Below are 14,173 nucleotides of genomic sequence, written 5' to 3'. Positions count from 1 at the left end.
CTTCGGCCGCCAGACCCAGAAGCCTTCGCGCAAAACCGCATCCGGTCCGGGTTCCATGCCGGCGCCGCTCGACTGTACGGCTGCCTGTTCCAGCCGGATGCCATCCACCACTGCACGCCAGGTTTCCCGCCATTCGGTCTTCTGCACCGAATGGGTCCAGCGCAGCTCGGCCGACTGGACCCCCAGTGCAACGATCGCGGCTCCCACCGTCAGGCAGAGAGCGGGCATCAGCTTTCGGCCGGGCGCACAGCTGACCGGCGCGATTTCCACCAGTGAAATGCAACAACCGATGCCGCCAGGGCGAAGCCGACCTCATCGGTGATCGGCATGGCCAGGACCAGCAGGAAGGCCGCAGCTGTAGCCCAGATTCGCTCCAGCCAGCTCATCGGGCCGATCAGCCAGGCACTGGCGGCCCCACCCCACAAAGCGACGGAAACGACAGCTTTGAGCAGCACATAGCCGGTGTCGAACCAAGTGCCGCCCTGCAGCATCAATGCGGGAGTATAGACAGCCATGAACGGCACGACGTAACCGGCAATGCCGATCTTCGTCGCGGTGACCGCAATTTTCATATGCGATTCCCTCGCGATGGAAGAAGCGGCCAGTGCCGCCAGCGCCACCGGCGGTGTCAGGTCCGCCATAATGCCGAAGTAGAAAACGAACATGTGGCTGACGATCAGGGGCACACCCATCTCGAGCAGGACGGGTGCCGCCATGGCACTGGTAATGATGTAATTCGGGATCGTCGGCAGGCCTGTTCCCAGAATCAGGCAGACGACCATCGTCATCACCAGCGCGAGCAGCAGGTTGTCTCCCGCCACGGCCAGAATACCGCGTGCGATGTCATTGGCGAGACCGGTCATCTGCATGATGCCGATCAGGATGCCGACCAGAGCACAGGCCATGCCGACACCCAACGCCCCCTTGGCGGCGTCGGCGAAACTGTGCATGAGCAGCTTCTGGGTCTCGAGTCCGCCCTTGACGAACCATGTGCCGGCGACAAGCAGCCCGACCAGCACCACGACGGCGGATTCGATGCGCAGGCCCACCACGCTGTAAAGCAGGTAGGCTGCGAGTCCCAATGCAACCCAGAAGGCCACACGCAGCAGGACAATGCGGGTGCCAGCCGTAGCTTGCTGGCCCAGAATCAGCACGGCCGTCAACGCCATGCCGATCGTTCCGGAGAAAAGCGGCGTGAAGCCGGAAAACAGCAGAAAGACCAGCACGAACAGCGGAAGCAGCAGGTACCACTGGCGTCGAATGGCCGCCCACGCGCTGGGGCATTCCGATTTCGGCATGCCGACCAGATTGCGGCGACCGGCCTCAAGGTGCACCATCCAGAATGCGGAACCGAAATACAGCAATGCCGGAATGACCGCGGCAAGAGCGATTTCCGAATACGGAACTCCGATGGTTTCCGCCATGATAAACGCTACCGCTCCCATCACCGGCGGCATGATCTGCCCGCCCATGGAAGCACAGGCTTCGACCGCTCCGGCAAATTGCGGACGATATCCGAACCGCATCATGAGCTTGATCGTGAACTGCCCCGTGGTCAGAACATTCGCCACGCCGGAGCCGTTGATCGTCCCCATTAGCCCGGACGAGATGACCGATACCTTGGCCGGGCCACCCTTCTGATGCCCTACCGTTCCGAGGGCAATATCGTTGAACAGCTGAATCATGCCCGCGCGTTCCAGCAGCGCGCCAAACAGTATGAACAGGAAGATGAAGGTTGCGGACACGAAAGTCGGCGTACCGTAGATGCCCTCGGTACCGAGGTAAAGCACGTCGATCACCTGCTCGAGATCGAACCCCCGATGCATCATGAAGCTCGGCAGCTCACGCCCCCAGATCGCATAGGGGATGAAGGCAGCGCATATCAGTGGCAGTTCCCAGCCCATGATGCGGCGCGCGCCTTCGATGACCAGCAGCACAACAATCGCACCGACAACGATGTCCGCCAGAATGGGATCGCCGGCGCGCTGGATCAGGTCCGCCTCGAATACCCAGTGGTAAAATGCCAGTAGAAAGCCGGTGAGCCCGAGCAGCCAGTCGTACCAGGGCGCCCTGTCGCTCGCCCGCCCCTTGCTGAAGCGGAACAGCACGAAGGTGAGCAGCAGCAGAAACCCCACATGGACGCTGCGCAGGACCTGCGACGGCAATGGACTGAACGCAGCAGTGACGATCTGGAAGAAGGTAAAGGCAATGGCTATGTAGAAAACGGCCCGCCCCTGCCAGCCCGTCAGCTGAGCCGAACCATGGCCGGGATTTTCACGGTCCACAAAGGTCTGTGCAGCGCCCTCGTTGACATTGCTCGCAGCCATCTTTCACCCCTGCTAATGAAAACGCCGGCGACCGCTTTCACGGCGCCGGCGCACGTCTCACTTGCCGATCGCTTACTTGATCAGGCCTTTTTCCTTGTAGAACTTCTCGGCGCCGGGATGCAGCGGAACCGGAGAATTCTTCGGGCCATTCTCCAGGGTAATTGCCTTGGCGGCGGCATGGGCGGCATGCAGGGTGCCGATATCGTCGAACAAGGCCTTGGTCATCTTGTAGGCAAGATCGTCACTGACCTTGCTGCTGGTGACCAGGAAGTTGTTCACCGCCACGGCAGGAACGGCCGCGGTCTGTCCGGTGTAGGTGTTGGCCGGAATGGTGACCGCGACATAGGCCGGGTCGCCGATCTTCGGCACCAGATCGGCCGGGACGGCCACCATCGTGATGGGAACCGAGGCCGCCAGGTCGCGGATCGAGGCAACGCCCAGAGCAGCGGACTGCAGCGTCACATCGATCTGGCGGTTCTTCATCAGATCCACAGACTCACCGAAGCCGAGATACTCGACCTTGGAGAAATCCTTGTAGCTAAGGCCGGCGGCCCCCAGAACCGCGCGGGCGTTCAGCTCCGTGCCGGATTTCGGAGCACCGACCGAGATGCGCTTGCCCTTCAGATCAGCCAGCGTCTTGATGCCGGAATCGGCGCTGGCAACAATCTGGATGTAGTTGGGATAGATCGCCGCAATCGTGCGCAGCGTGCTGAGCTTCGTGGCAAAACCGGCATCGGCCTTGCCGTTCCAGGCGTCGCTCAGGGAGTCGCCCAGGGTGAAGGCAATCTCACCCTTGTTGCCGTGCAGAAGGTTCAGGTTCTCGACGCTCGCCTTGGTCGGCTGAACCTGCACCTTCGCATTGGGAATCGCCTTGCTGTACACGTTCGAGAGCGCCACCCCGATCGGGTAGTAGGCGCCGGACGTGCCGCCGGTCAGGATGTTGATGAAATCCTGGGCCTTGGCGGAGCCGGCGCCAAGCGCGACCGATGCCGACAAAATCGCCGCCGCGGCGACCGCTTTACCACTGAAGTTCATAGGAGCCCTCCCAGACTGCCGTTAGGTTATTGGTTCGGGGCCCGTTTTACCGGCTGGGCGCGGATAGGGCAATTCCTTTGTCGCGCGCCGCGATCATCAAATTTCCCAGCAGCGGCAGGGCATAAGTGGCCGCCGTCAGACACCAGTAAATCGCCTCACGATTGCTGATTTTCTCGACAACCAGGACGACGACTGGGACGGCCAGAAGCAGAAATCCGAGCACCGTTTCCCCGGTGAGGCGTCCCGGAGCACGCCCCCGCACTGCAGCAAAGACAGTGCCGAGCGCCGGAAAGATTGTGCCTGTCCCCACTCCGAGAGCGACCTTGATCAGCTGCAGAACCAGCAGCCCCAGGATCGGCAGCAGGAAGTAATCAATGGGAAAGTCCCTGTAGCGGCCGGCCACCGCAAGCATGATGCACTGATACAGGGCCAGGAGGGCAAATCCGGCAAACAGCCATTCCCCGAGCCGCAGCCGCCGCAAGGCGTCATGATCCGCGCCCTGCTTCGACAACGGACGCGACCTGAACGGCAGACAAGCCGCGCCGTGCCGACGCAGTTCTCCCAGGCTGAACGCCAGAGGGCGCAGCGGCACTGTCGGCGGTTCCCGTCCGCTGGCCCGCGACAGCAACTCCTGGAATAGCAACAGGGCGAACGCGGTCTGCAGGGCCGTCATGAAGATGAATTCAACGAAGCGCAGCAGTGAATAATTATGCTCCAGGCCATGCTCGATGGTGGCACCCAGAACGCCGCCGATCATCTGTGCGAACAGCACCGAGGCGAGCATCGGCAGCGGCGCCAGCGCGGACAGCTGCTGCGCATGCAGCACCATCAGGATCAACGCGATCAGCAGGCCCATGCCGGCGAAAAGCGGCCAGTAGGGGAGATTGGAGACCCTGCCGCTGGCGGGAAATTTCGGATCGCGGAATTCGTCCAGCACACCCCATGCGCCGCCGACGGTACCTTCCAGCGCCACCTTCCAAGGCTGGTCGAAAGCCTCGACCAGATTGTAATCCAGCCCCTTGTCGTGCGCGAGTTTCTGGAACGCCGCGATGAATTTGGCGGCTTCGATGCGTGACGGCACGGCGTCGCGGCGTGATCGGCCTTCGCTCGGCCAGCCGACTTCGCCGATCAGGACGGGTTTCCCCGGCAGCTGCCGGCGCACTTCGTCGTAAACCCAGAGAATGTGATCCATCGCATGGTCGACACCGACCGGCAGATCCTCCCAGTAGGGCAGGAAATGCACGGTGACGAAATCGACCTCGGCGAGCAGTCGCGGATTCTGCAGCCAGAATTCCCAGACATCGGCATAGGATACCGGCTGCTTCACTGCTGCCTTCACACGGCGGATGTAGCCGATCAGCTGGTCGGCAGTCAGATCCTTCCGCAGAAGCACCTCGTTTCCAACGATGACCCGCTTGATCGTATCGGGATGGCGGTTCGCCTGCTCGATGAGCGCCTCGATCTCCTTTTCATTGACGTCGAGCTCACGGCCGAGCCAGGCGCTGTGCAATACCTCCAGCCCGTATTTCCCCGCGACGGCCGGAACGATGTCGAGGCCTTCGAGGCTGGTATAGGTCCGCACAGCCCGCGCGATGCCCTGCAGGCTGGCGAGATCCTCTTCGACCTGTTCGGGCGTGGGAAAGATCTTGACCAGCGGCCCCTGCCCGCGCCGGAACGGGGCGAAGGACACGCTCTGCAGCGGTTCCGAACGTCCTGCCGCAGCGCCGTCGAATACCTGGACCGGACGGCTCGGCAGCCACCAGGCAAGAACATTGAGCACCGCGGCGGCAATGATGAAAACCGACAGCAACAGCAGTCGGCGGACCGGCTTCTGGGTCGGTGCATGCATGATTGTGTATCGTCAACCGGTTACTGCGCGGGGCTGCCCTGATCCGCCGGCGTGGCCGACGGCAGAGACTGCGCGGTGGCTGCCGTCTTCTTGCTGGGCGGCTTGGGGGCAGTGCTGATCAGCGAAAGCGCGAAGGACGCCCAGTAAGGGACGGATTGCGCCCACATCAGGACCGCCCAGAGACGGGCCTCTGGATCTTCGCCGCCCTGGAAATTCCACATCGCGATGCCTGCAAGCACCAGCAGGAAAGCCAGCAGGGTTTCCTCCTGCGCCATGATCAGGGCCTGCACGACGGCCTGCTGGTCCTCATGCTTGGGCGTGCGGATAAAGGGCAGTTTGGACGTGAACAGTCCGAACAGCATCGCCTTGGCGATCGTATAGGTCAGCGCGAGGCCGGCCAGGCCGGCCCCCAGCCGCTGCCTCAGCGTGCAGGGCACACGGATTTTGTACAGCCACAGGAACTGCGCCAGCTTGGCGCCGAACACGGCCACCACCGGCAGCAGGAACAGTGCCAGCGGCAGTTCGAAATATTTCGGCAGCACCATCACGCCGACCGTCCAGGCCAGCGAGGCAATCGCGAAGACGAGGCCGAGGGCATCCGCGAACCATGGCATCCAGCCGGTCACGAAGTGATAGCGCTGCATCGGGTCGAGCTTGCGGTCAGCACCCGGCAGCATGTCGCGCCAGTGCCGCTTGATGATCTGCACCGCGCCATAGGCCCAGCGGAAGCGCTGGCTCTTGTAGCCGGAGAAGCTGTCCGGAGTCAGGCCATAGCCGTAGCGCTTGTCGGTGTAGACCGAATGCCAGCCGCCGGCGAGCAGCCGCAGTCCCATCTCGGCATCCTCGCAGATGCACCATTCCGCCCATTTGCCGACATGTTCGATCGCAGCGCGGCGCACGAGCGTCATGGTGCCGTGCTGGATGATCGCGTCGCGCTCGTTGCGCTGGACCATGCCGATCTGGAAGAAGCCGGCATATTCCCAGTTGATGAATTCCTTGAAGGTGTCGTTCTTCCAGTCGTAGTGATCCTGGGGCGCCTGGACGAAGCCGATATCCGCCCGGTCGAAATACGGCACCAGCGATTTCAGCCAGTCGGGCTCGATCAGGTAGTCGGCATCGATGACGCCGATGATCTCCGCGTCCGGCGCAGTGTGCTGCAGGGCAAAATTCAGCGCGCCGGCCTTGAAGCCCTTCAGGGGCGAGACGTGGAAAAAGCGGAAGCGCTCGCCGAGCTCGCGGCAATACTCCTCGACCGGCCGCCAGACCTTCTCGTCCTTGGTGTTGTTGTCGATGACCAGGACCTCGAAGTTTGGGTAGTCGAGCCGCGCCAGCGAATCCAGAGTCTTCTTCAGCATCTCGGGCGGCTCGTTGTATGCCGGCACGTGGATCGACACTTTCGGCCAGCTGCGCTCGATATCGGTCTTGAAGGGCAGGAAATGTCGCTTGCGGCGACTGGCCCAGATCACCTCGGAAAGCTCCAGCCCCTCGGCGAGGACCACCAGAAACAGCATGAACAGCAGCGGCAGCAGCATCGCCCACATCAGGGCAATGCCCGGGCTCATATAGGTCCGGAGGCCGGAATCGATCACCATCACGATGGCGCTGGTGACGAGCTGGATCAGCGCGACGAAGAATACCCGGCCCGAGAAACGCAGATCAGCCCAGCGCGCCAGGAACCAGACCATCAGCGGCAGCGCCAGCAGGATCGAGGCAGCCGAAAGCTGCGGCCAGTGCGGCCGATCGCTGACCGGCCCCACCATGGGGAATTTCGGCGTCCGGTCAGCGTTCCACACGCCCCAGTACGCGCCCACGGAGCCTTCGATATTCCGCTTCCAGGGCTGGTCGAAGGCTTCCTGGATGAAATAATCGAGGCCGCGCTGGTTGGCGATGTTGAGGAAGGCCCGCAGGAAGGCTGCCTGGGTGGTCGGGCTCGGCACGGCGTCACGCCGGATGCGGCCCTCTGACGGCCAGCCGATCTCGGTGATCACGACCTTCTTGGTCGGATAGGCATCCTTGACCTGCTGATAGCGGGCCAGAGCGTATTCCACCGCCTTGTCGGGGGCTTGTCCTTCCCAGTAGGGCAGGAGGTGAATCGCAATGAAATCAACCTCGCGGCCAAGCTGCGGATAGCGCAGCCAGATGTCCCAGGTTTCGGCGGTCGACACTTCGACATGCCGGCCGGTCAGTTCGGTACGGACGCGGCGGATATACTGGATCAGGTCCTCGATCGGAATATCGGCGCGCAGCAGCGTTTCGTTGCCGACCAGCACGCGCCGCACGTTGTCATGCGTCGTGGCGATGCGGACGAGTTCGCGTATCTCTTCCTCGTTGCGGTCGACACGAGCGTCGAGCCAGGTACCCTGCATCACTTCGAGACCATAGCGACCGGCGATCTTCGCGATCTCGCCCTGGCCATCGAGTGTGGAGTAGGTGCGGATCTGCCGGACCTGGCCGGACAGCACCTGCATGTCCTGCTCGATCTCGGCCTCACTGGGGAACTTGCCGGAATTGGGACCCTGATCACCGCGGAAAGGCGAATAGTCAACGCCGTGGATGAACTCGCCCCAGGGCCGCGGCTCGATCGGCCGGTTGATATAGGCCCAGCCTGCCACATTCAGGATGGCGACGAGAACGAGGACGATCAGTCCCGAATAGCGCATGGCTACCTTGACAGAAAACGGTGGAAGGATGCGCCGGCGGCAGCCATCGTCTGGCCCTATAACCCGCCCGCGCAGGTTCCGGGTCTATGCAGCTAATATGGCGGCTTTACGGCAGCCAGCGGACTATATGGTGCGCGCAAAAAAGAGTCGAGGGGATGGCAGCTTAGGTCCGGCGGGACGCCTCGTCCGGCGACAGATGCGACAGCGATACCGGTCCGTCGGTCTTGATCGGGCGAATCACGAAGTTGGAACGGATGTCCTTCACCATCGGCAACTGCAACAAGCGCTGGGTGAGGAGCTCCTCGTAAGCCGCTAGATCGGGTACGACAACCTCGGCAAGAAAGTCCGCATCGCCCGAAACCATGTGCGCCGAGACGACTTCGGGGATGGCTTCCAGCATGCGCTGCAGCCCTGCAGCGTTTTCCACCGAGTGCTTCTCCACCTTGATGTCGACATAGACGGTCAGCCCCAGCCCCAGCTTCCTCCGGTCCAGCAGGGCACGGTAGCCGCGGATGTAACCGTCTTCCTCCAGCCGCCTGACCCGGCGCAGACAGGGTGACGGCGACAGCCCCACCTTCTCCGCAAGGTCGACATTGCTCAGCCGTGCGTCTTCCTGCAGGGCGCTGAGGATATTGCGATCCAGGGCATCGAGGTCAGAACTTGGCATTCTCTGCCTTCATCATGGCTTGTTAAGGCGATTTATTGCCAAGATGATTGCATAACAGGCATAAATCGCAAGGACATGCCGGCAGGATTCAGGCCATTCTCGGGCTTGCCACTGACTGTTGGAGCCCGTCATGCCCCGCCAAGCCGCCTCTCTTGCGGGCTGCCTTGCTGTCGAAGCGCCCGCCGGCCTTCCTGCCGCCGAGTCGCGCCGTCTGATCGGTGCGCTGGCGGCGCTGTTCGCGGTCTTCCTCTGGGCCGCCGGTCTGGTCGCCACCCGTTTCGGCGTCACCGGATCGCTGTCGCTGTGGGATGTCGTGTTTCTCCGGCTCGCCCTGCCCGCCATGCTGCTGGTCCCGGTCCTGCTCCGGTTCCTGAGACAATCGAGGGGAGCCCCGGACCGGCCGCGGTCGATCTGGCTCGCCACCATGATCGCCGGCGCCGGCCTGCCCTTCATGCTGATCAGCAGCACCGGCATGATCTTCGCCCCGGCAGCCCATGCCGGCGCGCTGATGCCGGGCAGCATGCCGCTCTTTGCGGCGTTCTTCGCCGTACTGCTGCTCGGCGAGCGCTTCACCACACAGCGCCGGATCGGCACCCTTCTCATGCTGGTCGGCGCGGTGGCCGTCGGCGGCTGGCAGGTGATTGAAGGTACAGGCGACGCCTGGCGCGGCGACCTGATGTTCGTCGCCTGCGGTGCTCTCTGGGCGAGTTACACCATTGCCCTGAAGAGGAGCGGCGTCGGCGCCTGGCAGGCGGCTGCCCTGATCTATGTGGCCTCCTTCCTGCTCTACGCCCCGGCCTACCTGCTGTGGCTCGACAGCCGCCTCCTGCAGGCGCCGTTCTTCGAGGTAGCCGTACAGGTGGTGCAGTCCGTCGCGTCCGGCCTGCTCAGCATGGCCGCCTACGGTTTCGCCGTGCGGCGGCTGGGCGCCGCCCCCGCAGCCGCCTTCGCCGCGCTGACGCCGGCGGTTACCGCCCTGCTCGCCGTGCCGCTGCTAGGTGAATGGCCGGAAGCCGCCACCTGGGCAGGCATCGTGACCGTCAGCCTCGGCGTCGCGCTGGCCAACGGCGCATTCGGCCGATATTCTCCTTCTAACCACTAAGGAGGTTATATATGTTCGACCATGTCTCCATTGGGGTTAGAAACCTGCAGGCCGCCGGCCGCTTCTACGATCGGGTGCTCCGCCCCCTCGGCTTCACGCGGCTGTACGACAAGCACGACACGCTGGGTTACGGGGTCAGGGCGCCGCAATTCTGGCTGTCCGAGACCGAAACGCCGGTGCCGGCCGATCCGCGCAGCGGTCTGCATATCTGCTTCAGGGCGGAAACCCGCGATGCGGTGAATGCCTTTCATGCCATTGCCCTGGCGGAAGGCGCTTCCGATAACGGCGCGCCGGGGCTGCGCCCGCAATACGCACCGAACTATTATGGCGGCTTCGTTATCGATCCGGACGGCTATCGCCTCGAAGCCGTCTGCTACGGAGAGTAAGCAGAATGCACGGTCTGCCCCGGTCGTCGCCGCGCAGCGACATCGAAATCTACCGTATGTGGGAGATCTACAAGGCGGTGAATGCTCGCGTGAAGGCGGGCGGCGAAGTCGTCAACCTGCTGGTCGGGGAGCCCACCCTGCCGCCGCCGCGCAAAGCCACGGAGGCGGCTCAGGCCGCGCTCGCCAGCGGCCGCGCTCTCGGCTACACGGAAGCGCTGGGGATTTCAGCGCTGCGCGAAGGCATTGCACGGCTTTACCGGCGCCGGCACGGCCTCGACATCGCGCCGGCGCGGATCGCCGTCACGATCGGCACGTCATCGGGCTTCATGCTGGCGTTCCTCGCCGCCTTCTCGGCCGGCGACACGGTCGCGGTCGTGGAGCCCTCCTACCCCGCCTATCGCGGCGCATTGCAGTCGCTCGATCTTATCCCCTACCGCGTCGGCACCGATGCGGGCACCCGCTATCGCGTCACGCCGGCAATGATCGACGCCCTGCCACCCCATGTGAAGGGTGTGGTCGTTGCCAGTCCGGCCAATCCGACCGGCACGATGCTGGATGGCGCCGAACTCAAGGCCATCTACGATGCCTGCCGGCGGCGCGGCCTATGGCTGATCGTCGATGAACTCTACCACGGCGTGACCTTCGACAGACCGGCAGACACCGTTCTCGCCGCCGGCCCGGATGTCATCGTTGTGAACGGCTTTTCGAAATACTGGGGCATGACCGGATGGCGCATCGGCTGGCTGGTGCTGCCCGAACGGCTGGTGCGCCCCATCGAAGCATTGAGCGGATCCCTGCAGATTTCAGCGCCCACACTGTCGCAGATCGCTGCCCTGGCAGCACTCGACGCCGATGACGAGATGCAGGCCCGCGTGGGTTCCTATCGACGCAACCGCGACCGGCTGCTGTCGGCGCTGCCCGGTTTCGGCATCCGGCGCTTCGCCCCGCCTGACGGCGCTTTCTACCTCTATGCGGATGTCGGGGACTTCACCGATGACTCCGTCGCCTTCTGCCGCCGCATGCTGGATGAAACCGGCGTTGTGGTGGCGCCCGGGGTAGATTTCGACACCGCCCAGGGGCAGCACTTCATCCGCCTCTCCTTCTGCATGGACGAAGCGGTGGTGGAGGAAGCGGTAAAACGGCTGGGGCCGTGGTTCCAGCGTCTCAATCGAGCTGCAGAACCTGCCATTTGAGATAGGCGCTTTCCGGCAAGTACGGATGCACCGGATGATCGGGCCCGGCTCCGCCTGAGAGCACGATCCGTCCTCTGCGTCCGGCATTGTTCAGCCCGATCGCGACTTCCTTTGCAAACAGCTCCGCAGGCAGAAGATGCGCACAGCTGGCGACGAACCAGAAGCCGCCCGGGGCAACCAGCGGCGCCGCCAGTTTCGCCAGCTTGCGATAGGCGCGGCTACCGGGCCCGAGATCCTTGCGGCTTTTGACGAAGTTCGGCGGATCGGTGATGACCAGGCCGAAGCGTGCCTTCTGCTGGTTCAGGTTTTCCAGCGACTCGAAGGCATCGCCCTTCTCGAACGTCGCAAGCCCGGCGAGCCCATTGTCCCCTGCCGCCTTACTGGCCAGCGCGACCCCCAGTTCCGACCGATCTATGCCGCGAACCGACCTGGCCCCTGCTTTTGCCGCAGTCAGCGCAAACGCGCCGATATGGCAATAACAGTCGAGCACCTCCTGTCCGCTGCTGAGCTGCGCGATCCTGAGGCGGGCCTCGGCGAGATCGAAATACCAGCCGGTTTTCTGCCCTTCCATCAGATCGAGCGTGAAGCGCACGCCGCCCTCCTCCACGAAGGGCTGCGGATCCAGGCTGCCGGCGGCAAGCCGGATTTCTTCGGCCAGTCCCTCCAGCCGGCGCACCTTGCTGTCGTTGCGCAGAACGATGGCGCGCGGGTTCAGAACCGTCTGTAATGCTTCCAGCAATGCCGGCGTCAGCTGTTCCGCACCGGCCGTGTTGGCCTGCACGGCGAGTGCATCGCCATAACGGTCGACGATGAATCCCGGCAGGCCATCTGCTTCGGCATGGATCAGCCTGTAGTAGGGTCGTTGATAAAACCGTTCGCGCAACCGCAGCGCGGCACGAAGTCGCCGCGCAAAGAATTCGGCATCGATTGCCGCCGCTTTGTCCGTTGTCCAGAGGCGCGCGGCAATCAGCGAATGCGGATTGAAGGAAGCGGTGCCGATGTCCTGTCCGTGACTGTCCAGAATCCGGACGATACTTCCAGGCGGCAACGCTTTTGCCTTGGCATCCAATTCCACTTCGTTGGAATAAATCCACGGATGTCCACCCTTAACACGATGCTCTTCGCGGGGTTTCACGCGCAGTACGGGAAGGCTGACGGCAGGCATGGACAAAGCCTCGGCGGATGGTTTATCAGCGCGACCGATACTCCATCATTGCCGCGAAAGCGAGCCCTCATGTTCACCCTGCACGATCAGCTGCGCCGCGACACGCTTCCGGTCTGTCGTCTGAAGCTTTGCCTCGTGCAGCTGATGAACGACTCCCGGTATCCTTGGCTGATCCTCATACCGACGGTCGAAAACGTTACCGAGATCGTCGAACTGAACGAAAAGCAGCGCAAGCTGCTCATCAACGAGATCGCGCAGGTCCAGACCATCCTCGGCACCGTGTTCCAGCCGCACAAGCTGAATGTCGGAGCACTGGGTAACATGGTGCCGCAGCTCCACGTGCACGTCATCGCACGCTTCCGGGACGATGCCGCGTGGCCGGGTCCGGTCTGGGGCAAGTTGCCGCCGCAGCCTTATGAGGAGTCCGCTCTCCGCACCACGATCGCACGTTTGCAGAAAGCCTTCATAGCACGGGCCTGAGGCCCGGGCCGGATCCGCCCCCATACCTTCAGCGACGACCACCGAAGCATTCGGCCTGCTGGCCGGGTTGCTGACCATAATGGCCTATCGTCCGCAGGTCATCACAGCCTGGCGCACCCGGTCGTCCGCGACATCTCGCTGTTCATGGTCCTGCTGATGAATCCGGGCTGACCTTGGCCTGTGGCCTCGCCCTCTGCCTGACCGCTGCAGTCCCGATTGCCAAGCTGAAATTCGATCCGCGCTAGTCAGCTACCGGACGCGGGCGTATATAGGCCTTATGCGCCGCCGGGATTTCCTTTCGACATCCCTTGCCGCCGGGCTAGCGCTCACGGCGTACCCCCGACGCGGCCATACCCAGGCGGCGACGCGGAGCGAGGGCGGCAGCTTCTTCCGCATTCTCACCGGCTCGGCCCATACCACCGCTTTCCCGGTCGGCACGACGATTGCCACCACCATCTCGAACCCGCCGGGCAGCCGGCCCTGTGAGCGGGGCGGCTCCTGTGGCGTCCCCGGTCTGATCGCCGTGGCGCTGACCAGCGCCGGCTCGGTGGCCAATCTCGCCGCCATTGCGAATGAAAGCATCGAATCCGGCTTTGCCCAGGCCGACCTTGCAGCTTCCGCCTATAACGGCGAAGGGCTGTACTTCCGGCGGGCGCCGCAACCGAATCTGCGGGTGCTCGCCAATCTCTATCCCGAAACCATCCACCTGGTCGTCCGCCGGGGCAGCGGCATCGCCGACCCGCGCGATCTCGCTGGCAAGCGCGTGTCGATCGATCGCACCGGCTCGGGCACGCGCTTCAACGCCGAGCTGATACTCGCGGCCTACGGGCTGCGCTTTCAGCAGCTCAAGATCTCCGAACTTGATCCGGGCGAGGCGGCCGACCTGATGTCCCGGGACGGCCTGGACGCCTTCTTCCTTATTTCCGGCCAACCCGCGCCGACCGTCGGCGACCTCACCGACCGCCGGATCGCCGACGTCATCCCTCTCTCGGGCCGGCTGATCGACAATGTCCTGCGGCGGCACCGGTTTTTCGGCCGCGACATCATACCCGCCGGGACCTATGAAGGCGTGGGCGAAATCGAAACGCTCAGCATCGGCATGCAGTGGGTGGTGGCCGAGGCGCTGGATGCCGACCTCGTTTATGAATTGCTGCGCGCGCTCTGGCACCCGCAGAACCGGAAGATCCTCGATGCCGGTCCGGCCATGGCGCAGAAGATCCGGCTCGGAACGGCGGTGCTGGGCGTCGCGACGCCGCCCTTGCATGCCGGGGCCGAACGCTACTACCGGGAACTGAAGCTGATTTCCTGA

12 protein-coding genes are annotated in these 14,173 nt (G+C 63.5%); 5 read left to right on the top strand and 7 right to left on the bottom strand.

What is annotated here, in order from left to right:
• The 6 genes from VKZ87_RS14800 to VKZ87_RS14775 form a co-directional block, all read right to left on the bottom strand.
• Window positions 1–228: DUF1850 domain-containing protein (locus tag VKZ87_RS14800; RefSeq protein ID WP_324222033.1), on the bottom strand; the 228-nt coding region annotated here is incomplete at its 3' end.
• The gene (locus VKZ87_RS14795) at window positions 228–2,327 is read right to left on the bottom strand and encodes a TRAP transporter permease (RefSeq protein WP_324222032.1); all 2,100 of its coding nucleotides are present in this window, start codon (window positions 2,325–2,327) and stop codon (window positions 228–230) included. The genes VKZ87_RS14795 and VKZ87_RS14800, both read right to left, overlap by 1 nt.
• Before the next feature lie 72 nt (window positions 2,328–2,399).
• Window positions 2,400–3,362 carry a TAXI family TRAP transporter solute-binding subunit gene (locus VKZ87_RS14790; RefSeq protein ID WP_324222031.1) on the bottom strand — a complete coding sequence of 321 codons (963 nt, stop codon included), beginning with the start codon at window positions 3,360–3,362 and terminating at the stop codon, window positions 2,400–2,402.
• A 46-nt stretch (window positions 3,363–3,408) separates the two neighbouring features.
• The gene (locus VKZ87_RS14785) at window positions 3,409–5,211 is read right to left on the bottom strand and encodes a hypothetical protein (RefSeq protein ID WP_324222030.1); all 1,803 of its coding nucleotides are present in this window, start codon (window positions 5,209–5,211) and stop codon (window positions 3,409–3,411) included.
• 20 nt (window positions 5,212–5,231) lie between these two features.
• Window positions 5,232–7,871 carry a glycosyltransferase gene (locus VKZ87_RS14780; RefSeq protein WP_324222029.1) on the bottom strand — a complete coding sequence of 880 codons (2,640 nt, stop codon included), beginning with the start codon at window positions 7,869–7,871 and terminating at the stop codon, window positions 5,232–5,234.
• Between the two features lie 163 nt (window positions 7,872–8,034).
• The gene (locus VKZ87_RS14775; RefSeq protein WP_324222028.1) at window positions 8,035–8,538 is read right to left on the bottom strand and encodes an Lrp/AsnC family transcriptional regulator; all 504 of its coding nucleotides are present in this window, start codon (window positions 8,536–8,538) and stop codon (window positions 8,035–8,037) included.
• Window positions 8,539–8,668: 130 nt separating this feature from the next.
• On the opposite strand from VKZ87_RS14775, the gene VKZ87_RS14770 reads away from it, so the two are divergent.
• The 3 genes from VKZ87_RS14770 to VKZ87_RS14760 are packed head-to-tail and all read left to right on the top strand — an operon-like array spanning window position 8,669 to window position 11,219.
• Window positions 8,669–9,640 (top strand): DMT family transporter, encoded by a 972-nt coding sequence (locus tag VKZ87_RS14770; protein WP_324222027.1) that lies wholly within the window; start codon window positions 8,669–8,671, stop codon window positions 9,638–9,640.
• Window positions 9,641–9,651: 11 nt separating this feature from the next.
• Window positions 9,652–10,026 (top strand): VOC family protein, encoded by a 375-nt coding sequence (locus tag VKZ87_RS14765; protein WP_324222026.1) that lies wholly within the window; start codon window positions 9,652–9,654, stop codon window positions 10,024–10,026.
• 5 nt (window positions 10,027–10,031) lie between these two features.
• Window positions 10,032–11,219 carry a pyridoxal phosphate-dependent aminotransferase gene (locus VKZ87_RS14760; protein ID WP_324222025.1) on the top strand — a complete coding sequence of 396 codons (1,188 nt, stop codon included), beginning with the start codon at window positions 10,032–10,034 and terminating at the stop codon, window positions 11,217–11,219.
• Here VKZ87_RS14760 and VKZ87_RS14755 read toward each other — a convergent pair.
• Complete coding sequence (locus VKZ87_RS14755; RefSeq protein ID WP_324222024.1) at window positions 11,191–12,384, bottom strand: class I SAM-dependent rRNA methyltransferase; 1,194 nt, start codon at window positions 12,382–12,384, stop codon at window positions 11,191–11,193. The two genes, VKZ87_RS14760 and VKZ87_RS14755, sit on opposite strands and share 29 nt — an antisense overlap.
• Before the next feature lie 69 nt (window positions 12,385–12,453).
• Between VKZ87_RS14755 and VKZ87_RS14750 the strand changes: the two genes are divergently transcribed.
• Window positions 12,454–12,864: an HIT family protein gene (locus VKZ87_RS14750; RefSeq protein WP_324222023.1), complete on the top strand. Its 411-nt coding sequence runs from the start codon at window positions 12,454–12,456 to the stop codon at window positions 12,862–12,864.
• 277 nt (window positions 12,865–13,141) lie between these two features.
• A complete protein-coding gene (locus tag VKZ87_RS14745; RefSeq protein ID WP_324222022.1) occupies window positions 13,142–14,173 on the top strand; it encodes a TAXI family TRAP transporter solute-binding subunit in 1,032 nt (343 codons plus the stop codon).

The organism is Ferrovibrio sp., from assembly GCF_035304305.1.
GTDB lineage: Bacteria > Pseudomonadota > Alphaproteobacteria > Ferrovibrionales > Ferrovibrionaceae > Ferrovibrio.
The sequence above is the reverse complement of the archived record's forward strand: the minus strand, read 5'-3'. Positions and strand labels throughout refer to the sequence as shown.